The organism is Pararhizobium sp. DWP1-1-3 (assembly GCF_049896125.1).
Taxonomy (GTDB): domain Bacteria; phylum Pseudomonadota; class Alphaproteobacteria; order Rhizobiales; family Rhizobiaceae; genus Pararhizobium.
In genome coordinates, this window is record NZ_JAFCTR010000008.1 from 47,885 (window position 1) to 73,213 (window position 25,329).

Here is a 25,329-nt window from a genome sequence, read left to right on the forward strand (position 1 = left end):
GTAGATAGGTGGATCAGACTTTGGCGGAAAACGCTTGCTGCCTCGTCTGCACTACTGCCAACGCCGCCGTCATGATTTCCGCAGCCGCCAGAGCCGCAATCACCGCAGGCCGCTTGTCTTTCACCCCCGTCCCACCAATCGGGCAGATCAGGCGGTCGAAAAGTTCGGGGCGGCCGACTTCCCGGGAGAGCCAGTTCTTGAAGGTCGCGCGCTTGGTCTTCGAGCCGATCATGCCGACGTAAGCCGCGTCGTCGCGGCGCAGGGCCTCGGCGGCGATGAGGAAATCGAGCGCGTGGTCATGGGTGAGGATGACGAAGGAACTGCCGGCCGGGGCGTCGCGGACCAAGGCTTCCGGCATTGCCGTCAGGCAGGTTTCGATGCCCGGCAAGCTGGATGCGGACAGCTCATCCTCTCGGGTATCGACAAGGATGATGCGTAGCGGCACCAGCGAAAGCGCCATCGCAAGCGCATCACCGACATGGCCGGCGCCAAAAACATAGACATGCGGACGCGAGGCCATTTCGCGGTCGCAGCGGGCAATCAGAAGCATGGCCAGCTCCGCTTTCATAGCCGTGAACGAAAGCCCGACCCGGCCGCCACAGCACTGGCCGATTTCTGGACCGAGCGGAACATTCATGGCTTCAGCCGGACGCCCTTGGCGTAGAGCCCGCCGCGCATGGTCGATCGCCATATATTCCAGCTGCCCACCGCCAACCGTGCCGAAAATGCAATCTGCCGCCACCAGCATCCAGGCATCGGTATCGCGCGGCGTTGAGCCAGCGGCACCCGTCACCTCGACGAACACGCAGTCCGGCTCGCGGTGCAGGAATTCCCTGATGTCTTCGCGTTTGGCAGACATGCCGTTTACCCGTTCTTTGCCGCGCGGCGCAGCCGCTCGATGGCGAGCAACACCCGTTCCGGCGTTGCCGGCGCATCGATGCGCGGTGCGGTATGATACTCCGCAACGCTCGCCGCCGCCATGGAGATTGCTTCGAGCACCGAGATCGGCAGCATGAACGGCGGCTCGCCGACGGCCTTGGAGCGGCGGATCGTTTCCTCCCGATTGACCGACCATTCGGCCAGCTTGACGTTGAAGATGCGCGGCCGGTCGGAGGCGAGCGGGATCTTGTAGGTCGATGGCGCATGAGTGCGCAGCCGCCCCTTGGCATCCCACCACAGCTCCTCCGTCGTCAGCCAGCCCATGCCCTGCACAAAAGCACCCTCGACCTGGCCGATATCCAGCGCCGGGTTGAGCGACTTGCCGACATCGTGCAGCACGTCACTGCGATCCACCTGATACTCGCCGGTCAACGTATCGACGCTGACTTCGGAGCAGGAGGCGCCATAGGCATAGTAGAAAAAGGGGCGTCCCCGTCCCTCGGAACGGTTCCAATGGATCTTCGGCGTCTTGTAGAAACCGGCTGCCGACAGCTGGATGCGCGATCCATAGGCGATCCTGATGAACTCCGCGAAAGAAATACGTTCGGCACCGATGCGGATCGTGTTCGGCTCGAAGGCGATATCGTTTTCGCTGACGCCCCAGCGCTCGGCCGCAAAGGTCACCAGCCGCGCCTTGATCTGCTGGGCCGCATTGGCGGCGGCCATGCCGTTGAGGTCAGTGCCGGAGGAAGCCGCCGTCGCCGAGGTGTTCGGCACCTTGCCGGTCGTCGTCGCCGTCACCTTGATCCGGTTGAGATCCACCTGGAATTCGTCCGCCACCACCTGGGCGATCTTGGTGTAAAGCCCCTGCCCCATCTCCGTGCCGCCATGGTTGAGATGGATCGAGCCATCGGCATAGACATGCACCAGCCCACCGGCCTGATTGTATTCCGTCTTGGTGAAGGAGATGCCGAACTTCACCGGTGTCAGTGCAATACCGCGCTTGATCACGCTGCTCTTGCGGTTGAAGGCCAGAACCTCTGCGCGCCTCGCAGCGTAGTGGCAGGAGGTTTCCAGCTCCTCGATGATCCGGCCGATGATGTTGTCTTCGACGGTCTGGTGATAGGGCGTGAGATTCCGCCCCTCGCCGCCGTAGAAGTTCAGCTTGCGGATTTCGAGGGGATCCTTGCCGAGCGCATAGGCGACGTCCTCGATCATCCGCTCGCCGCCGACCATGCCCTGCGGGCCGCCGAAGCCGCGAAAGGCGGTGTTCGAAACTGTGTTGGTCTTCAGCGGCCGCGAGCGCAGCCGGACATGCGGATAGAAGTAACAATTGTCGGCATGGAACAGCGCGCGGTCGGTGACCGGGCCGGAGAGATCGGCCGAGAAGCCGCAGCGGGCCGAGAAGGTGGCGTCCACGGCCTCGATCCGGCCATCGTCGTCGAAGCCGACCTTGTAGCCGACATGGAAATCATGGCGCTTGCCGGTCGCCGTCATGTCATCGTCGCGGTCCGGCCGGATTTTCACAGCACGGCGATATTTCTTCGCTGCGAGCGCTGCAACCGCGGCAAACAGGTTCGCCTGCGTTTCCTTGCCGCCGAAGGCACCGCCCATGCGGCGCACGTTGATGGTGACGGCATTGGAGGCGACGCCGAGTACCTGGCCGACCATGTGCTGGGTTTCACTCGGATGCTGGGTCGAAGAGTAGAGCAAAATTTCGTCGTCTTCGCCGGGAATGGCAAAGGAGATATGGCCTTCGAGATAGAAATGGTCCTGCCCGCCGATGCGCATCTCGCCTTCGAGGATGTTCTTCGCCTTGGCGAAACCGGCAGCGATATCGCCACGCTCCAGCTTCAGCGGATCGATGACCAGCGGATAGTTGGCGGCGGTGGCCTCCAGAACGTCGGTGACATGCGGCAGGTCGCGATACTCTATCTTGACCTTGGCGGCGGCGCGGCGGGCCTCGTCGCGGGTTTCGGCGATGACGGCGAAAATCGGCTGGCCGTGGAACTCGACTTTTTCGGTCGCAAAAACCGGATCGTCATGTTTGTGGGCCGGGCTGACATCGTTCTCGCCGGTAATATCGTCGGCGGTGAGGACGCCGATCACGCCGGGTGCGGATTTCACAGCCTCGAAATCGATCGACAGGATTTGCGCATGGGCGCGCTGCGAAAGGCCGAGATAGGCGTGCAGGGTGCCGGCGGGTTCCGGAATATCGTCGATATATTCGGCGGTGCCCGTCACATGCTTGTGGCCGGATTCGTGGCGTTCGTTTTCATGGACGCCGCCGCGGATGCGGTCGATGGGCTGCATGACGTTCATGATCTTCTCCTCACACAGCCTGCTTGCGGTCGAGCCGCACCGGCTCATCGCCCTCAGTCTCCAGATAGAAGCGGCGCAGAAGGTTTTTCGCCACCATCAGACGGTAATCGGCGGATGCGCGCCAGTCGGTCAGCGGCGTATAGTCCTTGCCGAGCGCTTCCATGGCGATCTCAATCGTCGCCTCGGTCCACTCGGCGCCGATCAACGCAGCCTCGACATTGTCGGCCCGCTTTGGTGTCCCGGCCATGCCGCCGAAGGCGATGACAGCATCGGAAACTCTGCCATTCTCATCGACAGTCAGGCGGAAGGCGCCGCAGACGGCGGAAATGTCTTCGTCCAGCCGCTTGGTAATCTTGTAGACCGCGTAGTGCGCTTTTTCGTTGAGGAACGGGATGCGCACGGCCTCAACGAATTCGCCGGGCTGGCGGTCCTGCTTGCCGTATTCGATGAAGAAGCTTTCAAGCGCCACGGTGCGGCTGACCTTACCCTTGCGCAGCATGACGGAAGCGCCGAGCGCGATCAAGGCCGGTGGCGTATCGCCGATCGGCGAGCCATTGGCGATGTTGCCGCCGATCGTGCCCATGTTGCGCACCTGCTGGCCGCCGATGCGGTTCCACAGTTCGACGAGCTGCGGGAAGTGTTTCGAGATCAGCGGAAAAGATTCAGTGTAGCTGACACCGGCGCCGAAGGTGATACCGGTCTCATCGACGGTGATACGGCGCAGCTCATCGAGATGGCTGAGATGCACGACCGGCGCGATATCGCGCATGAATTTCGTCACCCACAGACCGACATCGGTGGAACCGGCGACGATGCGGGCCTCGGGCTCCGCTACATAAATTTCGGCAAGATCGTCAACGGAGGCCGGCAGCAGGAAGCGCTCGGAACCTTCGCCGATTTCGACGCGCTTGCCATCCTTCAGCGCGTCCAGCTTTTCAATTATCCCTGCACGCTCTGCAACTAGCGGATCCTTGTCGAGATCGCCGATCACCGACACGGCCTCGGCGGCTCGGATGATAGCGGCGTAGCCGGTGCAGCGACAGAGATTGCCCTGCAGCGCCTTCTCGATTTCGGTCACCGATGGTTTCGGATTTTCCATCCAGAGCCCATAGAGCGACATGACGAAGCCGGGCGTGCAGAAGCCGCATTGCGAGGCATGCGTATCGACCATCGCCTGCTGCACAGGATGCAGCGGGCCGCCCGGCACGGCGAGCGAATCCACCGTGACGATATGGCAGCCATCGAGCGAGCCGACAAAACGGATGCAGGCATTGACGCTCTCGTATTTCAGCCGTCCGTCCAGCAGGCGGCCAACCAGCACCGTGCAGGCACCACAGTCGCCCTCGGCGCAGCCTTCCTTGGTGCCGCGCAAATTGCGGTCGAGCCGCAGGAAATCGAGCAGGGTCTGGACCGCCGAAACGGCCGAGAGCTCGACCTGACGATGATTGAGCAGGAAGCGGATGGAACTGCGGATCTGGACGGTCATAGCTCAGCTCCCGCGATAGGTCGAATAGCTGTAGGGCGACAGCAGCAGCGGCACATGATAGTGCGCCGACACATCTGCGATGCCGAAGCGGATAGGGATGATATCGAGGAACGCGACTTCGCCGTCCCTCCGGCCAAGATAATCGCCGGCGTGGAAGCGCAGCTCGTAAGTGCCGGATATCATGGCATCGCCGCTCAACAGCGGCGCATCGCAACGGCCATCGTCATTGGTGCGGGTCGAGCCGATCTGCTCGGCACGGTCGCTTTCGATGTGGAAGAGGTCGATGCGCAGGTTTCCGGCGGGCTTGCCGAGCGCCGTGTCGAGAACGTGGGTCGTCAGCCGGCCGGCTGTTCCAGATTGCATGCGTTTCACCTCCCGAAGACTGCATTCATCCAGTCACTATCCTTCACCGCACTTCCCTGCGGTAGCGGGCTGATCGTTCGAGACTTTCAAAATTTTGAGGGGGAATGGCGCGCGCGGTTTGCGGCTAGAAATCGGCCAATCGAACATTTTGGGAGGAATGATTTCATGAGATATCCGCGCGATCTTCAGGGCTATGGCGCAATCGCGCCGAACGCCGCCTGGCCGGACAGAGCCCGCATCGCCGTTCAATTCGTCGTCAATTACGAGGAAGGCGGCGAAAACTGCGTGCTGCATGGCGACATCGCGTCGGAAGCCTTCCTGTCAGAGATCGTCGGCGCCAGCGCATGGGCGGGCCAGCGGCATTCGAACATGGAATCGATCTATGAATATGGTGCCCGCGCTGGCTTCTGGCGGCTGCACGGGCTTTTGACCGAACGCGATGTCCCGGTCACGGTCTATGGCGTCGCCACTGCCCTGAAACGCTCCCCTGAACAGGTGGCGGCGATGCAGAGTGCGGGCTGGGAAATTGCCTCGCACGGGCTGAAATGGGTCGAGCACAAGGACATGGACCCAGCCGAGGAGCGCAGGCAGATCACGGAAGCGATCCGGCTGCACACGCTCGTCACCGGCGAGCGGCCGCGCGGCTGGTACACCGGCCGGTGTTCGGAAAACACCGTCGATCTGGTGACGGAAGAAGGCGGCTTTGCCTATGTCTCCGACAGCTATGCCGACGACCTGCCCTACTGGCACGAGCACGGCGGCAAACACCAACTGGTCATTCCCTACACGCTCGATGCCAACGACATGCGCTTTGCCACTCCGCAAGGCTTCAACAGCGGCGACCAGTTCTTCAGCTATTTGAAGGACACGTTCGACGTGCTCTATGCCGAGGGCGCGCAGGGTGCGCCAAAAATGATGAACATCGGCCTGCATTGCCGCCTGGCCGGACGGCCGGGCCGCGCGGCCGCCCTTGCCCGGTTCATCGATTATGTGAAGAGCCATGACAAAGTCTGGATCGCCCGTCGCATCGACATTGCCGATCATTGGGCCAAGACCTTTCCCTTCAAGCCGAATGACAGCCGTCCGTCGCGTCTTTCGGAAGAGGCGTTCGTTGCCCGTTTCGGCGGCATCTTCGAACATTCGGACTGGATCGCCCGGCGTGCCTTTACGGGCGAATTGGGCGCAGCCAACGATACGGCGATCGGCCTGCATGCAGCGCTAGCGGCAGTGTTTCGCGGCGCGAGCGAAACGGAGCGGTTGGCGGTACTCAACGCCCACCCGGATCTCGCCGGCAAACTGGCGCAAGCCAAACGCCTGACCGAAAGCTCGACCAGCGAACAGGCGTCCGCCGGGCTCGATGCTTTGACGGATGCAGAGCGCGAACAGTTCAACATTCTCAACGGCCGCTATGTCAAAACCTTCGGCTTCCCCTTCATCATCGCCGTGCGCGGCCTTGGTAAGGCCGAGATCCTGGCCGCCTTTCAGCGTCGCATCGGCAATGACTGGCAGACGGAATTCCAAACCGCCTGCCGCCAGGTCGAGCGGATCGCCCTGCTACGCCTCACCGACATGCTGCCGAACTGAGGGGGCGCTGATGAAGACGATCGATATCAGACCGCTGACCCGCGAGGCTTTCGCCCCCTTCGGCGAGGTGTTGGAAACCGATGGCGCACACAATTTCCCGATCAACGCGGGCAAATGCGTGCGCTACCATGATCTGGCCAAGATCGAGACAACCGGCGAGAAGGCACGGCCGATGATCAGCCTTTTGCGTGGCGAACCTTATCCGCTGCCGCTGGAACTCGGCATGGTCGAGCGGCACCCTTTCGGCAGCCAAGCCTTCATTCCACTCAGCGAACACCCGTTCCTCGTTGTCGTTGCCGAGGAAACGCCGGATGGGCCGGGCGAGCCGATCGCCTTCAAGACGGCGCCAGGCCAAGGCGTCAATATCGGCCGCAATGTCTGGCACGGCATCCTCACGCCGCTCGACGGCCTCTCCGACTTCGCCGTGGTCGACCGCGCGGGTGAGGGCGTCAATCTGGAAGAGCATTTTTATGATACGCCGTTCCTGATCCGGTGAGCCGTACGGCGATCCTTGGGGCCGATCCAGCGCGCCCGCACTTCAACCGTCAAAAAATTTGCAAGACGATGTCGATTTCCGAAAAGCCCGTTCGTCGTTAGGATGCCAGCCCGATGCGGCCGACACTAACAAGGAGACAGACGATGCGTGTGATGGTGCTCGTGAAAGCGACCGAAGACAGCGAAAAGGGCTTTGTCCCGACGGCCGAAACCAACGCGATGATGGAGGCGATGGGCAAATTCAACGACGAACTGCGCGATGCCGGCATCCTGCGTGACGCCGACGGCCTGAAACCCTCCTCGGCGGGCAAGCGCGTTGCCTTCGATGGTCCCCACCGCACCGTCATCGACGGGCCGTTCGCGGAGGCCCGCGAACTGGTCGCCGGTTTCTGGCTCTGGGACGTCAAGGATATGGACGAAGCCGTCGCCTGGGTAAAACGCTGCCCCAACCCGATGCCCGGGCCAAGCGAGATCGAAATTCGGCCGCTGTATGAGATGGCTGACTGGCAATGAGAAGCTGACACGCAGGTCACGAAAGTCCGTGGGTGAGCGCCCGCGAAGCGCGGCGGCGGCTGAGAACCGTCGCCTGGTCTCTGGAATTTACTGTGGCTTGGCAGGTATTGCAGATGACTGAAGGCGGCAAAGAGCGCGCCATTTGCGGTCACGCTAACGCACAACACGATAGGCCATACCGAGAGACCGTGGGGCCGTTTCCTTGAAGCCGAACTGTTCATAGAGCGTGTTTGCGGGCACATCCGCGATCAGACTGACATAGGCTGAAGCAGGAAGTTGGCTTTCTATATGCGCCATAATGGCTTTCATGATCATCTTTCCGAGCCCGCGTCCCTGATGTGCGGGATGAACCGCAATGTCCACGACCTGAAAGAAGCAACCTCCATCCCCGATCAGCCGTCCCATTCCAACCGCCGCGCCTTCGCACAAAACCAAAGCGGAAAAAACGGTCCCCAGCAAACCCTTACTCGCTGCCTCTTTTGTGAACGGGCTCAGCCCCGCCCCCGCACGAAGATGAAGATATTCTTCTGTAGAGGGGGTCCGAAGCACGATTGAGTAAGCAAGCTGGTCCATCCGAAATCTCCTGATCGTCTTATCCTGGCGATTTCCTCTATCATCACGCCCAGCATGAATCACTGCTGTCCAGGTCGGCTGAACCTATCGAAGAACGCTAAGGAAGATCCTTGGCCCATTGCTTTTCACAACCGAAATCCGGGTATGACTGAGCGGCACTGCGGACACCACAACTGTTGCTTTGGGTTGAACACATAGTTCGTTCATGTCAAATAAAAATCCTGGGTTGCATGGACACGTCTTGAGCGAACAAATTCGGGGGTTAAAATTACCAATATCAGATTGGTAGCTTTTGACGTGGATGGAACACTGTTCCGAGGTGAAAATGTCTGCGGTTGCATCGGCAGAAATATTGGGCGGTCAACCGAAATGGTTGCCTTCGAGCTTCTACGTTCACGTGAGGACATCACCAAGGGACGGGAGGCTATGCTGGAATGGTACCTTCCTTTCAGCAAGGCCAAATTGATTGAGCATCTGGCTGATCTCCGTCTCGCTCCGGGTGTTACCCAAGGTTTCGACCGGCTAAAGGCTGCAGGGATAAAGATCGCCCTTGTTTCGATTACCTGGCAATTCGCAGTCGAATGGCTCGCGACAGAGTTGGGTGCCGATTACGCGGTTGGTACCGGCTGGCGAGAGGACGATACCCTCAGCCATTTCTGGCCGGAAGATAAGGCCATCTATCTGAATTCGCTACTCGCTGAACTCAAAATGACACAGACGTCCTTGGCGGCAGTCGGGGATTCGTATGGCGATATTCCAATGCTCAACTTCGCTTCTCGAAGCTATTTCGTTGGTGAAACCCGACCACAGGAACTGCTCCATTCCGAGCATTGGGCTGACGCAAATATTGAAGACATAGTTCTGGACATACTCGCGCGGCGCTAGGGCCGTATGACAGAAACTGAGCGACAATGGATGACTGGGACCTACCGTAAAAAACGGGCCGCAGCGCCTGCGGCCCATACTGTGGATAAATCGTCGGAAACGAGGCGGCCGTTCGCCGCCTCGCCGTTCTCATCTCACTCCGCGAAGAATGCGAAGCGGATGACGAACAGGATGGCGACGATCAGGGTGGCCGGGTGGATGGCGCGCCATTTGCCGGTGAACAATTTTAGCACGACATAGCTGATGAAGCCGAAGGCGAGGCCGTTGGCGATCGAATAGGTGAAGGGCATGGCAAGGGCCGTCAGCGCCGCCGGTGCGGCTTCGGTCAGGTCTTCCCAATCGACTTCGGTCAGTTCGCGCATCATCAGGCCGGCGACGTAGAGCAGAGCCGGAGCCGTCGCATAGGTGGGCACGGAGGCCGCCAGCGGCGAGATGAACAGTGCTGCCAGGAACAGCACGGCGATAACCAGAGCCGTCAGGCCCGTGCGGCCGCCGGCCTGGACGCCCGAGGCGCTTTCGACATAGGCGGTGGTGCTGCTGGTGCCCATCAGCGAACCGGCAACGATGGCCGTGCTATCGGCCAGGAGCGCGCGGCCGAGGCGGCTTGGCTTGCCTTCCTGGATCAGGTTGGCGCGCTTGGCGACGCCGATCAGCGTGCCGGTGGCGTCGAACACTTCGACCAGAACGAAGACGAGGATGACGTGGATCAGGCCGCCATGCAGGGCGCCGACGATATCGAGCTGCAGGAAGGTCGGCGCCATGCTCGGCGGCATCGAGACGATGCCGTGGAATTCGCTGACGCCGGTCATCCATGAGAGGATGGTCACGGCCAGAATGCCGATCAGGATCGCCCCCTTGACCCTCAGCGCATCGAGCACCGCGATGACGAAGAAGCCGAAGATCGCCAGCAGCGGTCCGGCTGCCTTCAGACTGCCGAGGCCGACCAGCGTTGCCGGATTGTCGACGACGATGCCGGCATTCTTCAGGGCGATGATGCCGAGGAAGAGGCCGATGCCGGTGGCGATTGCACTGCGCAACGAATGCGGTATGCCCTGGATCAGCCAGCTGCGGATACCCGTCACCGTCAGGAAGACGAAGATCAGGCCTGAGATGAAGACGGCGCCCAGCGCCTGTTGCCAGGTGAAGCCAAGTGCGGCGACGACGGTGAAAGCGAAGAAGGCGTTGAGGCCCATGCCCGGCGCCATGCCGATCGGCCAGTTGGCAACGAGCGCCATGACGATCGAGCCGAGTGCAGCGGCGAGACAGGTGGCCACGAAGATCGCGTCGCGGTCCATGCCGGTGGTCGATAGAATATCCGGATTGACGAAGATGATGTACGACATCGTGAGAAATGTCGTGACGCCCGCAACCAGTTCGGTGCGGATCGTGGTATTGTGCTCACTCAGCTTGAAGAGCCGTTCAAACATATTTCCTCCCTTGGCCGGAAAAATCCATTCCCGGCGCATGCCACAGGTTGAACCGCCTTCTCCTCTGGCGAACCAACCAAAACTGTACCGATCTTCAAGCCATCACGGCTTGTCAGGGCCCCTGCCCGATCAGTCTCCGGCTACCGTTGCGGCAGTCCGGATGTCTCATTCACGGTTTTATGATTGTGCGTTTTCGCGCGACGGATCGCTAGCCGTCCATTTAGACGAGGAAAACGAAAGACTTTCAAATTTTTGGGGGAACAGTGTTTGGCGGAACGGGGCTTGGCCGGCGGGAAGCGGCGCTTCCCTTTCGTCAGGCTCGCGGTGCGACTGCCGCAGACGCCGTAAATCATTTTGTGAGCATTTGCAGCAAAGTCAAGCATGGCTCAGCTGCGTTCGATGTCGCGGCGCAGAACGATCGATGTGGTGAGGTCATCGACATTTTCCATCGTCGCGACCTCGTTTCTCAGTTCGTTCAGCGCGTTGATCGAGCCCACTTCGACCTCGACGACGAGATCGAGCTGGCCGCTGACCGACGACACTTTTCGGACCGACGAAAAACCCGCCAGCCGGTCGAGCACGCCGATGGATGGGGTCTTCTTCAGCGTCAGAAGCAGGAAGGCATGGACCTGGCCTTCGTCGAGCTGGCCGATATCGGCCCGATAGCCGCGAATGATCCCCGCCTTTTCGAGCCGGTTGACGCGCTCGGTCGTTGCACTTCTGGACAGGCCGATGCGGCCTGCCAGCGACTTCATCGGGATGCGCGCTTCACGCGACAGAATGCTTAGGATCGTGCGGTCGATCGCGTCTGTGTCCTGCATGATAATGCGCCTTTCCGGGAACTGACAAGATGACGGTTATTATAAACATAATGCCGGTGCAACCGGCATATTGTCAGGTGCAAGGTTTGACGGCCCGTGCAACTCTGACAGCAGACGAGGACCCATCATGACCGATATGCTGAAGACCACACCGGATTTTTCCATCGACGATGCCAAGCGCCTGTTGGCGGAGCACTATGGCCTCGCCGGTTCGCTATCGCCGCTCGACAGCGAACGCGACCAGAACTTCAAGGTAGCGGCCAGCACCGGCGGGATTTACATCCTCAAGATCGTCAACGCCGCCGAACCGCCGGTAGAAAGCGATTTCCAGACGGCGCTTCTCAGCCATGTCGGTGAACATGCGCCCGACCTGCCCGTTCCCCATATCCGCCCGACGATCTCAGGCGCAAGCCTGGGCGAAACGACCAGCATACATGGTGTGCGCCATCTGCTGCGCCTTGTCGGCTGGGTGCCGGGCACGCCGCTGGCACAGTCTGCCCGCAGTTCTGAAGCGCTGACATCGCTTGGCGGTCTGCTCGGCCGGTTCGATGCTGCATTGAAAGGCTTCATGCACCCAGGCGCGTTGCGCGATCTCGACTGGAATATTCGCAATGCCGGCCGCTCCGCTGAGCGGTTGCACCATATTGCCGGCACAGACGACCGCGCACTTCTGCAGCGCTTCCTTACCCGGTTCGAAACGGTGGTCGAGCCGAGACTGCCGAAATTGCGCTCGGCCGTCATCCACAACGATGCCAATGACTGGAACGTGCTGGTTGCCGATGATGATCACGACCGGATCGCCGGCCTGATCGATCTCGGCGATGCGCTCTACGCTCCCGTCATCGCCGAGGTTGCTATCGCTGCCGCCTATGCCGGGCTCGACCATGCCGATCCGATCGGCGCTGCCGCTGATATCGCCCGCGGTTTCCATGCCGAGTATCCGCTGCTCGAAGAGGAACTCGATCTTCTGTTCGATCTGATCGCCATGCGGCTCGTCACATCCGTGACGATCTCAGCGTCCCGCCGTGCCCATACCGGCGGCAATCCCTATCTCGCCATCAGCGAAAAGCCGGCCTGGACGCTGCTGCGCAAACTCGATGCGATGAACCCGCGTTTTGCCACCGCAATCCTGCGGCATGCCTGCGGTTTCGAGGCAACGCCGGGCACACGCGCCGTCACCGCCTGGATCGAGGCAAACCGGAAGACGCTGCGTCCGCTGCTCGACCGTCCCGCCGCAACTTATCCGGCTGCCCTGGTTCCCTATGCCGATCCGCAGCATCCGATGACGGTCAAGTCCGCCGGCGAACAGCCGGACGAGGCGCAGGCGATCTGGGAAGCCTATTGCGCCGAACGGGGCGTCGATCTCGGCATCGGTCCCTGGGGCGAGGCACGCACGGTCTATTCCGGCGATATGTTCGTATCGCGGCTGATCGAAGACACTCGCCGCATCCGTCATCTCGGCCTCGACCTGTTCATGGCCGCAGGCACCAGGCTCTACACACCGATCGCTGCCACGGTCGTCAGTGTCGAGATCGAGCCCGATCCGCTCGGCTACGGCTGCCTGATTGCTCTGCGCCATGAACCCGAGGGCTGCCCGGCCTTCATCAGCCTCTGGGGCCATCTTGCCCATGAAGCGCTGGGCCGGTTGAAGGCGGGCGACCGCCTGGACGCCGGCGCGCTGGTCGGCGAGACGGGCGCTCCGGCGGAAAACGGAGGCTGGGCGCCGCACCTGCACCTGCAGCTCTCCGTCGATACCCGGCTTTCCGCCACGGAAATCCTCGGCGTCGGCGAAGAACGCTATCTCGATGTCTGGGCCGAGCTTTTCCCCCATGCCAACGCCTTTGCCGGCATCGCACCGGAATTCTATGCAAAAACCGGGCGATCGCATGACGAGATCGTCAAGCTGCGCAAGGAGCTTTTGGTCCCCAACCTGTCGATTTCCTATGACAAGCCGATTAAGTTCGTGCGTGGCGACGGGGTCTGGCTGATCGACGACAGCGGCCGGGCCTATCTCGATTGCTTTAACAATGTCTGCCATATCGGCCATGCGCATCCGGCCGTCGTCGAGGCGATGGCGCGGCAGGCAGCGACCCTCAATACCAACACGCGCTACCTGCACGACAATATCGTTGCCTATGCCGAACGGCTGACCGCGACGCTGCCGAAGGAGCTGACGGTTGCCGGTTTCGTCAACAGCGGCTCGGAGGCCAACAGCCTGGCGCTCCGGATGATGCGCGCCCATACCGGCCGGGAAAACGCCATCGTGCTGGACTGGGCCTATCACGGCACGACGCAGGAGCTGATCGAGATCAGCCCCTATAAGTTCCGCCGCAAGGGCGGCAAGGACAAGAAGCCGCATGTGCATGTGGCGCCGGTTCCAGACAGCTATCGCGCCCCGGCCGATTGGCCGATTGAAGAACATGGCAAGCGTTACGCCGAAAGCGTCGCCGAACTGATCGCGCAGATGCAGGCAAGGGGCGAAGGTCCGGGTTTCTTCATCGCCGAATCGATCCCGAGCGTCGCCGGTCAGGTGTTTCTGCCGGAAGGTTATCTCAGGCAAGTCTACCAAATGATCCGCGGCGCAGGCGGTGTGTGCATCGCCGATGAGGTTCAGGTCGGCTTCGGCCGGGTGGGCAGCCACTGGTGGGCATTCGAAGAACAGGGCGTCGTTCCCGACATCGTCACCATGGGCAAGCCGATCGGCGATGGCCATCCGCTGGCTGCTGTCGTGACCACCCGCGAGATCGCCGACAGCTTCGACAACGGCATGGAATATTTCAACACGTTCGGCGGTAACCCGGTCTCCTGCGCCGTCGGTCTCGCCGTGCTCGACGTCATCGAGGGCCAGAACCTTCGCGAAAACGCGCTGAGGATCGGCAATTACCTGATGGCCGGGTTCCGGGCGATGCAGGAGCGCTACGAGGTGATCGGCGACGTGCGCGGCATGGGGCTCTTCCTCGGCATCGAACTGGTGACCGACCGCAAGACCAAGGCGCCAGCGACGGATTTCGCCCGGGCCGTTTCGAACGGCGCACGTCAGCGCGGCGTGCTGATGGGCACCGAAGGGCCACATGACAATGTGCTGAAGATGCGGCCGCCTATGGTCTTCTCAAGGCGCGACGCCGACCATCTGCTGGCCGTGCTCGAGGAAACATTCGAGGCAGTTACTGCCCGGGGCTGACAGCCCCGGCGAATATGAGAGGACGAATGAACGAAGAGCTTGGCAGCGCTTGGCGCTGCCCGGACGGAATACGTGCGACTAAAAACCGGAGGAGAACGAAACCATGAAATCAGCAATTTTTGGACTATTGGCCGCAGCAACGCTGGCGGGCACGGCAGCACAGGCGGGCACGCTTGATATCGCCCGCGAGCGCGGTGCGCTTCGTTGCGGCGTCAGCCAGGGCGTACTGGGCTTTTCGAGCCCGAACGACAAGGGCGAATGGGCGGGCTTCGACGTCGATTTCTGCCGTGCGGTGGCAGCAGCGACGCTCGGCGATTCCAGCAAGGTGCAATATGTGCCGCTTTCCACCAAGGAGCGTTTCGCCGCCCTGCAATCGGGTGAAGTCGATCTTCTGTCGCGCCAGACCACCTGGACCTTGTCGCGCGATACCGATCTCGGCATGAGCTTTGTCGGCGCCAACTACTATGATGGCCAGGCTTTCATGATCCGCAAGGATCTGGGCGTAAAGAGCGCCAAGGAACTGTCCGGCGCTTCGGTCTGCACCGAAACCGGTACCACCACCGAACAGAACATGGCCGACTATTTCAGCGCCAACAGCATCCAGTACAACGTGATTGCCTTTGAAAAGCCCGACCAGACCGTGCAGGCCTTCGGCACCGGCCGATGCGACGTCTATTCGACGGATGCTTCCGCCCTTTATGCCCAACGGCTGACGCTGACCGATCCCGACAACTACATCGTCCTGCCCGAGGTCATCTCCAAAGAGCCGCTTGGGCCGGCCGTCCGCCAGGGGGACGAGCAATGGTTCAAGATCGTTCGCTGGACCCTGTTCGCGATGATCGAGGCGGAAGAACTCGGCATCACCAAGGAAAATGCGGCCAAAACGGCTGAAGACGGCACCGTGGCGCAGAAGCGCTTTCTCGGCGCAGACGGCGCGATTTCGAAGAACTTCGGCCTCGATCCGAAATGGGCTTTCCAGGCCATCTCGGCCGTCGGCAACTATGGCGAAGTTTTTGAACGCCATCTCGGCAAGGACAGCCCGCTGAAGATCGAGCGTGGCCTGAACAACCTGTGGAACAATGGCGGCCTGGTCTACGCACCGCCGCTTCGCTGATCGAAACGCATAAACTGCCCGTGCCGTCGCGAGGTCAAACTTCGCGGCGGTTTTTTTATTCGGCGTCGGAGACGGAAATAAAGAGGCCCAGAATCGAAAAAGCCTGCCGCGGGAGGAGGTGCGGCAGGCTTTCGAATAGAACCGAATGGCAACTGGGAGGAGGAGTGTTGCCATTCCGCAAGTGCCCTCTGGGAGGAGGAGTGAGGCCACTTACATATCGAAGCTTTGCGGGAGGAGGTGCATCACTTCGATGAGTTCAATATACATTGTTTCCGCTTAATTCGTAGGCAGAATTTTGCAGAGCAGCCATGCGCTATGCGCGTAGCAGATGGCTTGCCCTGCCATAAATCGTTTCAATGCCGACATCCTGTGTTCGGTGTGCATTGCATGGCTACAGCCGCAGCATCTGCTGCAGGTGCCATTTGAGGGAGGACTATCATTCCGCTGCGATCGCGGCCGGATAGTGGACGGTCCCTTCTGTCTCATCGCTTGCCGGCTCCGGTTCGGCAATCTTGCTCTTCGGCTGCTTTCCGAAAAACAGCGCATAACCGGCCGGCAGAACGAGGATGGTCAGAACGGTGGCAACGAGGATACCGCCCATCATCGCATAGGCGAGAGGCCCCCAGAAAACCCCGCGCGAAATCGGGATCAGCGCCAGAACCGCGGTCATCGCCGTCAGCACGATCGGCCGGAAACGCCGCACAGCCGAGCCGACGATCGCTTCCGTCCGCTCCATGCCCGCGGCGATATCCTGGTCGATCTGATCGACGAGGATGATCGAGTTGCGCATGATGATGCCGAGCAGCGCGATGACGCCAAGGATCGCGACGAAGCCGAACGGTGCGCCGCTGATCAAAAGGGCAGCGGCGGCACCGATAATGCCGAGCGGGCCGGTTGCCAGAACCAGCATCGCCTTGCCGAAATGCTGCAGCTGGATCATCAGTAGTACGACGATGACGGCGAGCATGACCGGCGCCTTGTCGGCGATCGACTGCTGGCTTTCGGCCGCATCTTCTGCGCCGCCCTGGATTTCGACCGCATAACCGGGCGCAAGACTATCGCGCAGCGGTTTCATGTCGGCATACATCTTCATCGCCACGTCATTGGGCTGTACGCCATCGGGAAGCGTGCCGCGCACCGTGATCGTCGGCAGGCGGTTGCGGCGCCATTCGACACCCTGTTCGAGAACAGGCACGACCTTGGCAACCTGCGACAGCGGCACGTAACTGCCGAAATCGGTTGGAACATAGATCGAATGCACCGCCGACAGCAGATGACGGTTCGCATCCGGCTCGCGGGCAACGATGGACACCGTTTCCTCGCCATCGCGGAAATCGTCGAGCGGCGCACCGCTCATCGTCGCCTGCAGCATCTGGCGAATGCGCTGCGACGAAACACCGAGCGCGCGGGCACGATCCTGATCGATCACCAGCTTCATCGCCGGCACCGGCTCAAGCCAATCATCATGGATAGCACCGAGCTCGGGATTCTCGGCGAACTTCGCCTTCACCTGATCGGCAATGCGGCGGACTTCGGCGCGGTCTTGTCCGGTCACCCGCATCTGGACCGGCCAGCCGGTCGGAGGGCCGAGGAATAGGCGATCGACCTTGCTACGGATGGACGGGAAGTCCTGGGCAAGAATGGTGCGCAGCTTGACGATCAGCCGTTCGCGGGCTGGCTCGTCATTGGCCATGACGAGAAGCTGGGCGAAATTCGGATTGCGCAGCTGCTGATCGAGCGGCAGGAAGAAGCGTGGCGCGCCCTCGCCGATATAGGTGGCGATGAATTTCTTGTCGGTGTCGTCGAGTATTTTCGCTTCGAGCGCCTTGGCTTGCGTTTCCACTTCCTTGATGCTGGTGCCTTCCGGCAGCCAGAGATCGACGAGAATTTCGGGGCGCGACGATTGCGGGAAGAAGTTCTTCGGGATGAACTGGAATGCCCAGAGGCTGGCGACGAAGGTGACGAGCGTCAGCGACAGAACGATCACACGGTGGCGCACTGCCCAGCCGACGGTGGCGCGCAGACGGCGATAGAAGCGCGTGTCGAAGACATCGTGATGGCTTCCGGCATGGGCGCGCTGCTTGAGGATCATGTAGCCGAGCCAGGGCGTGAAATAGACGGCGACGAACCAGGAGACGACCAGCGCGATGCCGACGACATAAAATAGAGATCGGACATATTCACCGGCAGTGGAGGCCGCAAAACCGACCGGGATGAAGCCAGCCGTGGTGATCAGCGTGCCGGTCAGCATCGGGAATGCCGTCGAAGAATAAGCGAAACTGGCAGCATCGAGCTTGTCCAGCCCCTCCTCCAGTTTGCGCTCCATCAATTCGACGACGATCATGGCGTCATCGACCAGCAGACCCAGCGCGATGATCAGCGCCCCCAGCGAAATGCGCTGCAGGTCAATACCCAGCTCATACATGATGGCGAAGGTGGCAGCCAGCACCAGCGGAATGGCAATGGCGATGACAAGGCCCGAGCGCCAGCCGATCGACACGAACGAAACGATCAACACGATCACCAGCGCCTCGCCGAGCGCCTTCATGAATTCGCCGACGGCCTCGGTGACAACTTCCGGCTGATCGGCGATCTGATCGACCTTGACGCCGTAGGGAAGCGCGGTTTCGAAACGCTTGTAGGTTTCCTCGACCGCAGCGCCGACATCCGTCACCTTGTAGCCTTTGGCCATGACCACGCCGATCTGGACGCTGTCCTCGCCATTGAAGCGGTATTTGCGCTGATAGGGATCCTCAAGGCCGGACGAGACAGCGGCAATGTCGCCAAGCCGCGTCACCTCGTTGCCGGAGCGCAGGCGCAGCTCGCGGATATCGGCAGCACTGGTCAGTCCGCCTTCGACAGATACACGCACCGAACGGGTGCCGGTATCGACGGAGCCGGCAGGATCGACAGTGTTCTGTCCCTTAATGGCGTTCTGCACATCGGCAAGCGTCAGGCCGCGCGACGCAAGCACCGCGGAGGAAATGTCGATATAGATCTTTTCCGGCTGATCGCCGATAATCACGGCCTTTTCGACGCCCGGCGTCGTCAACAGCATGTCGCGCGCCTGGATGGCGAATGTCTTCAGTTCCGGATAGCTGTAGCCTTCGCCGCTTAGCGAATGCAGGGTGACGAAGGTATCGCCGAACTCGTCGTTGAAATACGGCCCGAGCAGGCCTTGCGGCAGCTCATTGGCGATATCGCCGACCTTCTTGCGCACCTGATAGAAGGCGTCGGCCACCTGCGCCGCATTGGTGTCGCCCTTGACCTGCAGGGTGATGATGGCGCTGCCCGCGCGGGTATAGGAGCGGACGAAATCGAGATGCGGGGTTTCCTGCAGCTTGCGCTCGATCTTGTTGACGACCTGATCTTCCATGTCCTGGATCGAAGCCCCCGGCCAGATCGCCTGCACCACCATGACGCGGAAGGTGAAATCCGGATCCTCCTTCTGGCCCATGCGCATTAGGCCGAGCACGCCAGTGATCAGGATCAGGCCGAACAGGAAGCGCGCGATGCTCGGATGCCCGATGGCCCAGCGCGACAGGTTGAAGGACTGCTTTTGATTGGTGGAAGAGGTCATCGGCGTTGTTCCGCTTTCGATGGATCTGGGGTCAGCGCACGAGCTGGGTGTTTTCGGCGGCAGCGGATTGCTGTGTCGCGTCGCTGCCGAGCTTTACCTTCAGGCCTTCCGTCATGAACTGGGTGCCTGCAGCCACCACGACATCGCCGGGCTTCAATCCTTCGGCAATCCGCACGCCGTCGCCGCTGAAATCGGTAACCTTGACCGGACGGGAGTGCACGGTCCCGGCGGTGCGATCGACGGTCCAGACGATCGGCTGGTCGCCCTTCTTGGCAAGGGCGCTCAACGGGATGGAGACCAGTTGCTGGGTATCGGCAGCAGCGGCGAGGATGCCGGCGGTCATGCCGAGAAGCACGTTTGGATCATTCGGCAGGCTGATGCGCACCGCAAATGTACGCGACTGCAGCTCGGCGCTGCCGGAGAGTTCACGCACCTTGCCCTGCAGCATCAGCGCGGCATCCGACCAGAACCCGACGGTGACCACCTTGCCGGGCTTGAACTGCGCAATATCCGTTTCGGGGATGGCAACCAGAACTTCCTTTTCGCCATCGACGGCAACGCTGACGACCGGCGTTCCCGAGCCGACGACCTGGCCGATATCGGCACTGACCGCCGTGACGATGCCGTTCTGATCGGACTTCAAATCGGTATAGCTGACCTGGTTCTTCGCCTGGTCGAGCGTCGACCGCGCAGAGTCACGTGTGGCAACCGCTTGATTGTAGCTCAGCGTCGCCTGCTCGAGCTGCGATTTCGGGGCGACGTTCTTGGCAAACAGCTGCTCGGCACGGACGCGGGCCAACTCGGTCGTCTCGACCTGCCGCTCGGTGGCATCAAGGTTCGCCTGGGCGCTGGTCAATGCAAGCTGGTAATCGGATGGATCGATGCGGGCGAGCAGATCGCCGGACTTGACCCGTTGGCCGATATCGACGAGGCGCGCGATGATCTTGCCGTTGACTCGGAACCCGAGGTTCATCTCGGTGCGGGCGCGAACCGTGCCGGAATAGCTGAGCGTGCGCGAGGTATCGATAGCGGCGATCTCGATCACCTTTACCGGCCGCACGATCTCCTTGGTTTCGGCTTTCTCCTCAGAGCAGCCGGAGAGAACCAAAACAGCGGCGGATAGGATGGAAACGGCTGACAAACGAATATAGTTATGGGTCGGCGAAAGCATGTTCGCACTCCTGATCAAAAATGAAGTCGGGAAAGCAGGCCACTAATGGCTGCGTTCATCTCAAGGCATTGATTGCAAATTCGGTGATTTCATCGGGCGTCGCCCGGTTCGGCTTGGAAAGACACTGCGCCACCAGTTGCGGATGGCACATGACCACTGTCGCCGCCCCGAAAGAACGGGCGGCAATCGCGACGTCCCGCTCGGCAAATTCACCGGCCGCGATGCCCTGGCGGATGATCTCTTCCAACAGTTCGTGCATGCGGTCGATATGCTTTTCGATGACATGCCAGTCACGCTCGATGGCGACGATGACCATCTCATGGACTTTCTCATGATCGAGCATGGCGGTCAGGATCAGTTGATATTCCGCATGCAGGTAACGGCGCAGGCGGTCGGCAGCGCTGATCGGCAGGCGTGAGATTTCAAAGGCCTGCTGGTAGCTGCCCTCAAGCATACGGCCGCAGATCGCCTGATGGATCTCGGTCTTCGAGGCGAAGAAGCGGTAGATATTGGCCGGCGACATGCCGAGATCGCGGGCTATGTCGGCAACATTGGTCTTGGCATAGCCGTAGTGCCGGAACAGCCGTTCCGCGGCCTCCAGAATACGCGTGATGTTTTCCTGACGAGCAATGTCGAGGATGTCGCTGGTCTCGTCCATGGATACGTTCCGATTTACGACTGACGAATTTAGAATTTCGTCAGTCGTAAATCGAAATGCAGGTCCTGTCAACTGCGGCGTTTTAACCGGCGGAAAGCGAAGTCGAGGACTGCACGTTCTGGTTGGCGCGCAATTCGGCCACCAGAAAGTCCACGAACGCTCGTGTCTTGGCAGAGATATGGCGGCCCTCGGCGTGCATCACGTGGATGGGAATCACCGGCTCCTCATAGTCGGACAACACGATATTGAGTTTTCCGTCACTCACGGCCGATGCGACCTGATAGGACAGCGCGCTGGTCAGGCCCCATCCGCGGAGCGCTGCGGAGATCGACGCATCTACGGTGTTGCAGAACAATCGTGGGCGCAGCGTGACATGGCTCTTCTCCCCGCCCGCGAAGCGCCAGTCCTGCGGCGCGGACGAACCGGTATTGGCAATGATCGTGTGCCCTGCCAGATCAGCCGGAACCTGCGGCACCGGATGCTCCTCGAAATAGGACGGTGCACCGCAGATCACCCGCCGCACGCTGCCGACTTTGATGGCATGGTAGCCGGAATCCGGCAGTTGCCCGATACGCAAGGCAACATCGATCCCTTCCTCCAGCAGGTTGACGACGCGGTCGAGCAGAAGGGCTCGGCCGTTGACGGCCGGATGCTGTGTCAGAAACGATGTCAGGACCGGCATGACATAGATCTGGCCGAACAGGACCGGTGCCGTAACTGTCAATAGGCCCGACGGCGTCGCGTGCGAGCCGCCGGCCGACGCTTCGGCCTCGTCGATATCGGCAAGAATGCGGCGGCAATCCTCCACGTAGCGGCTTCCGGGCGCCGTCAGTTTCACCGATCGGGTCGATCGCAGGAACAGCCGGGCACCCGTCAGGTCTTCCAGATAGGCAATGGCACGAGTCACCGCCGGCGGGCTCATATTGAGCGCGCGCGCTGCCTTGGCGAAGCTGCCGGTATCTGCGACCCTGACCAGAACCCGCATGGATTGAAGCCTGTCCAAGCTCAGCCCCCCAAATCATTGTTCCGTTGAATGGAATGATATCTTGTCTCCTATCACGCTTCTGTTTCTGCGAAGAAAGAAACATCTTCTCCCACAGGCAATCATCGCCCGAAGGAGACCGTCGATGAAACTTTACCATCACCCGCTATCCGGCCACGCGCACCGCGCCCGTCTGTTCATCTCGCTGCTCGGGATCGATGCAGAACTGATCGAGGTCGATCTTGCCGCGCGTGCCCATAAGAGCCCGGAATTCCTGAAACTCAACCCCTTCGGACAGGTTCCGGTGCTCGACGATGACGCCATAATCGTCGCCGATTCAAACGCCATTCTCGTCTATCTCGCCAAGAAAACCGGGGCCGAGGACTGGCTGCCCGAAGACCCGAAGGGTGCCGCCGCCGTGCAGCGCTGGTTGTCCGTCGCCGCCGGCGAAATCGCCTATGGCCCGTGTGCTGCGCGGCTTGTCACTGTCTTCGGTGCGCGCTTCGATGCGAACGAGGTCATCGCCCGCGCCCACCTTATTCTGGGTCACATCGAGGCAGAACTTGCCGGCCGCCAGTGGATTGCGGCAGATCGGCCGACCATCGCCGACGTCGCGCTCTACAGCTACATCGCCCGCGCGCCGGAGGGCAATGTCGACCGTGCCGCCTATTCGAACGTCAATGCCTGGCTGAAGCGGATGGAAGCGCTTCCCGGTTTCGTTGCCTTCCAAAAAACGGCAATCGGCATTCCGGAGGCTGCTTGAGCAGCTTCGGAGCAGCGCGGCAGCCTGCCAACCCATCATCAAAGGATCAGCAAATGTCGGTTCTCAACACGATAGACCAGGCATCTCCCTGGCATCCAGGCGAGCGGGTGCTGCAGGATCAGGCCGGAGTGGCCGGGCGCATGGAAGAGCTCGGCCGCCGGGTTCTGCGCGATCATCTGATCGATCAGCACCGCGCTTTCTATCCGCAGCTCCCATTCATCGTGCTGGGCACCGTGGATGGCGAAGGAGATGCGTGGGCAACGATACGGGCGGCCAATCCCGGTTTTCTGCAAAGCCCGGATCCGCACACCCTGAATGTTCGCCTTGGCTGGGAACCCGAAGACCCGGCGCAGGCAGGACTGGGCGATGGTGCGGCGATCGGCATGCTCGGTATCGAACTGCACACACGACGGCGCAATCGCCTGAACGGAACCATCCGCAGGTCTGGGCCGGAAGGTTTCGACGTCGATGTCGGCCAATCCTACGGAAATTGTCCGAAATACATCCAGCTGCGCGATTTCCACTTCGTCCGCGATCCATCGGCGGGGTCTGTCACCGCGCCAGCGATATTGAAGACGCTCGATACCGGTGATCGACAGATGATTGCATCAGCCGACACATTTTTCGTCGCGACCTATGCGGAGTTCGAAAACGGTGAGCGGCAGGCGGATGTCTCGCACCGGGGTGGCAAGCCGGGCTTTGTCCGGGTTGGCGATGACGGTGTGCTGACTATCCCAGATTTCGCTGGCAACCTGTTTTTCAACACGCTCGGCAATATTCTTGCAAACGGCAGAGCCGGTCTTGTCTTTGCCGATTTTGACACCGGCGACTTGCTGCAGCTTTCCGGCGATGCCCATGTCGTTGTGGATACGCCCGAAATCGCAGCATTCGAGGGCGCCGAACGCCTCTGGCGCTTCACGCCGCGCCGCATCATCCGGCGGCCGGATGCCCTGCCGTTGCGCTGGGCATCCCAAATGGACGGCCAATCGCCGAGCCTGCGCATGACCGGCAGCTGGGGCGAGGCTGAACGCCGGTTGAGCGAATCGACGGCCTGAAGAAGGCGTTGAGCAGGCGAATTTGGCGATATTGTCATTCGTAGAGGGAGGCCGCCGAAAGAGAGCCGGAACACACCCTTGCCGGACGGGTCGACCACATCATCCGCGACCCGCGTACCAAGCTGAAGCGGAAGATGTGATCACCGGGTTTTCAGATCCCTGTTCGACACGTTGGGCCACAAGTGAACCTGAAAGCGTGCTATGCGTTGGTATGAGAGGAGAAGCCCATGAGCCGCGCATTCACCAAGGAAATCGACGACGTCCCGCCGCCACCGGTCGCGGAGAGGCCGATCAGCACTGCCCGAAATCTTGTGACACCCAATGGTGCCAGGCAGATCGAGCAGATGGTTGCAGCGCTCACCCAACAGACTGCGGCGACCAGCGATAACGAGGTGCTTGCCGCTCTCAAGCGGGATCTGCGCTATTGGGAGGCGCGGCGCGCCAGTATGGAGATCATGGACCCCGTCGCGGAACCAACCTCGGTCCGGTTTGGAACGCATGTTTCCATCAGCCGCGGTGGCAGCGTCAAGGATATCAGCATCGTCGGCGAGGACGAGGCTGATCCGCATGTAGGGGCCATTGCCTGGACATCGCCGCTTGCGCGCGCACTGGACGGCGCGGCTGCCGGTGACACGGTCGAGTTCGAAGTGGCCGGCCGTGAGGAGGATATCGTCGTCCTGTCCATTGCCGGACTTGGGTAAGTCCCGTTTCCTCCAACTGACCATCATTTCATTGATCTGATCGGCAAATCACGGCAAGACCGTGCAGACGATGATGTGAGGACACGATTTGGAGACCACGCTCTATCTGCCGATCAAAGGCTTTCTCGAAGCCGCCGGCTACAGCGTCAAGGGCGAGGTGGCCGGTTGCGATATTGTGGGCTTAAGCCCGGATGAACCGCCGGTCGTGGTCATCTGTGAACTCAAGCTCAGCTTCAATCTCGAACTAATCCTTCAGGCCGTCGACAGGGCAGCGGCAAGCGATGAGGTGTGGATTGCAGCCCGCGTCTCGGCCAAGGGAAAGGGTCGCGAAAGCGATCGCCGCTACCGCGATCTCTGCCGGCGGCTCGGGTTCGGCATGCTGAGCGTTTCCGACAATGGAACGGTCGATGTCGTCGTTAGCCCGGTGGCGCTGATGCCGCGCAAGAACCCGCGCAAGCGGTCTCGTCTGGTCAACGAACACAAGAAGCGCAAGGGCGATCCGGCCCTCGGCGGCAGCACGCGCTCGCCGATCATGACCGCCTACCGGCAGCAAGCTCTGGCCTGCGCTGCGGCGCTCCAGGCTGGGCCTTTACGGCCAAGAGACTTGAAGCCGATCACGCCATCGGCTGCCGCCATCCTGCGCGGCAATGTCTATGGCTGGTTCGAGCGCATCGACCGTGGTGTTTATGGTCTGACTGCTACCGGTGCCGAAGCCCTCATCCGGTGGCCTGTCGCGGCCGCAGGTGATGTAGCAGCGGTTGCCGTAGCCCTATAAT

At 61.1% G+C, this 25,329-nt stretch carries 21 protein-coding genes; 10 read left to right on the forward strand and 11 right to left on the reverse strand.

From position 1 onward, the window contains the following. Nucleotides 1-13: 13 nt before the first annotated feature. From xdhC to uraH, 4 genes are read right to left on the reverse strand one after another with little or no spacing between them, the layout of a single operon-like run. Nucleotides 14-859: a xanthine dehydrogenase accessory protein XdhC gene (gene xdhC / locus ACP7BS_RS17225; protein WP_426239082.1), complete on the reverse strand. Its 846-nt coding sequence runs from the start codon at nucleotides 857-859 to the stop codon at nucleotides 14-16. A gap of 5 nt (nucleotides 860-864) precedes the next feature. Continuing rightward, on the reverse strand, nucleotides 865-3,201 hold the full coding sequence (gene xdhB / locus ACP7BS_RS17230) for a xanthine dehydrogenase molybdopterin binding subunit (RefSeq protein ID WP_426239083.1): 2,337 nt from the start codon (nucleotides 3,199-3,201) through the stop codon (nucleotides 865-867). A gap of 10 nt (nucleotides 3,202-3,211) precedes the next feature. Next, entirely contained in the window at nucleotides 3,212-4,687 is a 1,476-nt protein-coding gene (gene xdhA / locus ACP7BS_RS17235) for a xanthine dehydrogenase small subunit (protein ID WP_426239084.1), read from the reverse strand. Between the two features lie 3 nt (nucleotides 4,688-4,690). Next, entirely contained in the window at nucleotides 4,691-5,050 is a 360-nt protein-coding gene (gene uraH, locus ACP7BS_RS17240) for a hydroxyisourate hydrolase (protein WP_426239085.1), read from the reverse strand. Nucleotides 5,051-5,215: 165 nt separating this feature from the next. Here uraH and puuE point away from each other — a divergent pair, with 165 nt between their 5' ends. The 3 genes from puuE to ACP7BS_RS17255 all read left to right on the forward strand — a co-directional run bounded on the left by puuE (nucleotide 5,216) and on the right by ACP7BS_RS17255 (nucleotide 7,642). Next, nucleotides 5,216-6,634: an allantoinase PuuE gene (gene puuE, locus ACP7BS_RS17245; protein WP_426239086.1), complete on the forward strand. Its 1,419-nt coding sequence runs from the start codon at nucleotides 5,216-5,218 to the stop codon at nucleotides 6,632-6,634. Between the two features lie 10 nt (nucleotides 6,635-6,644). Further along, nucleotides 6,645-7,130, forward strand: coding sequence for an ureidoglycolate lyase (locus tag ACP7BS_RS17250; RefSeq protein WP_426239087.1), 486 nt, complete (start codon nucleotides 6,645-6,647; stop codon nucleotides 7,128-7,130). Nucleotides 7,131-7,273: 143 nt separating this feature from the next. Continuing rightward, entirely contained in the window at nucleotides 7,274-7,642 is a 369-nt protein-coding gene (locus ACP7BS_RS17255) for a YciI family protein (protein WP_426239088.1), read from the forward strand. 153 nt (nucleotides 7,643-7,795) lie between these two features. Here the strand turns inward: ACP7BS_RS17255 and ACP7BS_RS17260 are convergent, their stop codons facing one another. Further along, on the reverse strand, nucleotides 7,796-8,215 hold the full coding sequence (locus tag ACP7BS_RS17260) for a GNAT family N-acetyltransferase (RefSeq protein WP_426239089.1): 420 nt from the start codon (nucleotides 8,213-8,215) through the stop codon (nucleotides 7,796-7,798). A 282-nt stretch (nucleotides 8,216-8,497) separates the two neighbouring features. On the opposite strand from ACP7BS_RS17260, the gene ACP7BS_RS17265 reads away from it, so the two are divergent. After that, the gene (locus tag ACP7BS_RS17265) at nucleotides 8,498-9,100 is read left to right on the forward strand and encodes an HAD family hydrolase (protein WP_426239090.1); all 603 of its coding nucleotides are present in this window, start codon (nucleotides 8,498-8,500) and stop codon (nucleotides 9,098-9,100) included. 134 nt (nucleotides 9,101-9,234) lie between these two features. On the opposite strand, the gene ACP7BS_RS17270 is transcribed toward ACP7BS_RS17265, so the two are convergent. Next, entirely contained in the window at nucleotides 9,235-10,527 is a 1,293-nt protein-coding gene (locus tag ACP7BS_RS17270) for an NCS2 family permease (RefSeq protein WP_426239091.1), read from the reverse strand. Nucleotides 10,528-10,913: 386 nt separating this feature from the next. Beyond that, nucleotides 10,914-11,348 (reverse strand): Lrp/AsnC family transcriptional regulator, encoded by a 435-nt coding sequence (locus ACP7BS_RS17275; protein WP_060509122.1) that lies wholly within the window; start codon nucleotides 11,346-11,348, stop codon nucleotides 10,914-10,916. 127 nt (nucleotides 11,349-11,475) lie between these two features. Between ACP7BS_RS17275 and ACP7BS_RS17280 the strand changes: the two genes are divergently transcribed. After that, on the forward strand, nucleotides 11,476-14,529 hold the full coding sequence (locus ACP7BS_RS17280; protein ID WP_426239092.1) for an aminotransferase class III-fold pyridoxal phosphate-dependent enzyme: 3,054 nt from the start codon (nucleotides 11,476-11,478) through the stop codon (nucleotides 14,527-14,529). 103 nt (nucleotides 14,530-14,632) lie between these two features. Next, nucleotides 14,633-15,643, forward strand: coding sequence for an amino acid ABC transporter substrate-binding protein (locus ACP7BS_RS17285; protein ID WP_426231733.1), 1,011 nt, complete (start codon nucleotides 14,633-14,635; stop codon nucleotides 15,641-15,643). Between the two features lie 436 nt (nucleotides 15,644-16,079). On the opposite strand, the gene ACP7BS_RS17290 is transcribed toward ACP7BS_RS17285, so the two are convergent. From ACP7BS_RS17290 to ACP7BS_RS17305, 4 genes are all read right to left on the reverse strand, one after another. Next, on the reverse strand, nucleotides 16,080-19,223 hold the full coding sequence (locus ACP7BS_RS17290; RefSeq protein WP_426239093.1) for an efflux RND transporter permease subunit: 3,144 nt from the start codon (nucleotides 19,221-19,223) through the stop codon (nucleotides 16,080-16,082). A gap of 31 nt (nucleotides 19,224-19,254) precedes the next feature. Continuing rightward, nucleotides 19,255-20,394 (reverse strand): efflux RND transporter periplasmic adaptor subunit, encoded by a 1,140-nt coding sequence (locus tag ACP7BS_RS17295; RefSeq protein WP_426239094.1) that lies wholly within the window; start codon nucleotides 20,392-20,394, stop codon nucleotides 19,255-19,257. 55 nt (nucleotides 20,395-20,449) lie between these two features. Continuing rightward, entirely contained in the window at nucleotides 20,450-21,052 is a 603-nt protein-coding gene (locus ACP7BS_RS17300) for a TetR family transcriptional regulator (RefSeq protein ID WP_426239095.1), read from the reverse strand. Between the two features lie 82 nt (nucleotides 21,053-21,134). Continuing rightward, nucleotides 21,135-22,037 (reverse strand): LysR family transcriptional regulator, encoded by a 903-nt coding sequence (locus ACP7BS_RS17305; RefSeq protein WP_426239096.1) that lies wholly within the window; start codon nucleotides 22,035-22,037, stop codon nucleotides 21,135-21,137. A 142-nt stretch (nucleotides 22,038-22,179) separates the two neighbouring features. Here ACP7BS_RS17305 and ACP7BS_RS17310 point away from each other — a divergent pair, with 142 nt between their 5' ends. From ACP7BS_RS17310 to ACP7BS_RS17325, 4 genes are all read left to right on the forward strand, one after another. Then, on the forward strand, nucleotides 22,180-22,797 hold the full coding sequence (locus ACP7BS_RS17310; RefSeq protein WP_426239097.1) for a glutathione S-transferase family protein: 618 nt from the start codon (nucleotides 22,180-22,182) through the stop codon (nucleotides 22,795-22,797). A 53-nt stretch (nucleotides 22,798-22,850) separates the two neighbouring features. Then, a complete protein-coding gene (locus ACP7BS_RS17315; RefSeq protein WP_426239098.1) occupies nucleotides 22,851-23,852 on the forward strand; it encodes a pyridoxamine 5'-phosphate oxidase family protein in 1,002 nt (333 codons plus the stop codon). A gap of 227 nt (nucleotides 23,853-24,079) precedes the next feature. Next, the gene (locus ACP7BS_RS17320; RefSeq protein ID WP_426231646.1) at nucleotides 24,080-24,553 is read left to right on the forward strand and encodes a GreA/GreB family elongation factor; all 474 of its coding nucleotides are present in this window, start codon (nucleotides 24,080-24,082) and stop codon (nucleotides 24,551-24,553) included. Nucleotides 24,554-24,641: 88 nt separating this feature from the next. Then, a complete protein-coding gene (locus ACP7BS_RS17325; RefSeq protein WP_426239099.1) occupies nucleotides 24,642-25,328 on the forward strand; it encodes a DUF2161 domain-containing phosphodiesterase in 687 nt (228 codons plus the stop codon). Nucleotide 25,329: the final 1 nt, after the last annotated feature.

What these genes read in the sequence shown, in the direction of transcription:
- xdhC (WP_426239082.1), bottom strand. Translation starts at nt 859, where the DNA reads ATGTCTGCCAAACGCGAAGACATCAGGGAATTCCTGCACCGCGAGCCG.
- xdhB (WP_426239083.1), bottom strand. Translation starts at nt 3,201, where the DNA reads ATGAACGTCATGCAGCCCATCGACCGCATCCGCGGCGGCGTCCATGAA.
- xdhA (WP_426239084.1), bottom strand. Translation starts at nt 4,687, where the DNA reads ATGACCGTCCAGATCCGCAGTTCCATCCGCTTCCTGCTCAATCATCGT.
- uraH (WP_426239085.1), bottom strand. Translation starts at nt 5,050, where the DNA reads ATGCAATCTGGAACAGCCGGCCGGCTGACGACCCACGTTCTCGACACG.
- puuE (WP_426239086.1), top strand. Translation starts at nt 5,216, where the DNA reads ATGAGATATCCGCGCGATCTTCAGGGCTATGGCGCAATCGCGCCGAAC.
- ACP7BS_RS17250 (WP_426239087.1), top strand. Translation starts at nt 6,645, where the DNA reads ATGAAGACGATCGATATCAGACCGCTGACCCGCGAGGCTTTCGCCCCC.
- ACP7BS_RS17255 (WP_426239088.1), top strand. Translation starts at nt 7,274, where the DNA reads ATGCGTGTGATGGTGCTCGTGAAAGCGACCGAAGACAGCGAAAAGGGC.
- ACP7BS_RS17260 (WP_426239089.1), bottom strand. Translation starts at nt 8,215, where the DNA reads ATGGACCAGCTTGCTTACTCAATCGTGCTTCGGACCCCCTCTACAGAA.
- ACP7BS_RS17270 (WP_426239091.1), bottom strand. Translation starts at nt 10,527, where the DNA reads ATGTTTGAACGGCTCTTCAAGCTGAGTGAGCACAATACCACGATCCGC.
- ACP7BS_RS17275 (WP_060509122.1), bottom strand. Translation starts at nt 11,348, where the DNA reads ATGCAGGACACAGACGCGATCGACCGCACGATCCTAAGCATTCTGTCG.
- ACP7BS_RS17280 (WP_426239092.1), top strand. Translation starts at nt 11,476, where the DNA reads ATGACCGATATGCTGAAGACCACACCGGATTTTTCCATCGACGATGCC.
- ACP7BS_RS17285 (WP_426231733.1), top strand. Translation starts at nt 14,633, where the DNA reads ATGAAATCAGCAATTTTTGGACTATTGGCCGCAGCAACGCTGGCGGGC.
- ACP7BS_RS17290 (WP_426239093.1), bottom strand. Translation starts at nt 19,223, where the DNA reads ATGACCTCTTCCACCAATCAAAAGCAGTCCTTCAACCTGTCGCGCTGG.
- ACP7BS_RS17295 (WP_426239094.1), bottom strand. Translation starts at nt 20,394, where the DNA reads ATGCTTTCGCCGACCCATAACTATATTCGTTTGTCAGCCGTTTCCATC.
- ACP7BS_RS17300 (WP_426239095.1), bottom strand. Translation starts at nt 21,052, where the DNA reads ATGGACGAGACCAGCGACATCCTCGACATTGCTCGTCAGGAAAACATC.
- ACP7BS_RS17305 (WP_426239096.1), bottom strand. Translation starts at nt 22,037, where the DNA reads ATGCGGGTTCTGGTCAGGGTCGCAGATACCGGCAGCTTCGCCAAGGCA.
- ACP7BS_RS17310 (WP_426239097.1), top strand. Translation starts at nt 22,180, where the DNA reads ATGAAACTTTACCATCACCCGCTATCCGGCCACGCGCACCGCGCCCGT.
- ACP7BS_RS17315 (WP_426239098.1), top strand. Translation starts at nt 22,851, where the DNA reads ATGTCGGTTCTCAACACGATAGACCAGGCATCTCCCTGGCATCCAGGC.
- ACP7BS_RS17320 (WP_426231646.1), top strand. Translation starts at nt 24,080, where the DNA reads ATGAGCCGCGCATTCACCAAGGAAATCGACGACGTCCCGCCGCCACCG.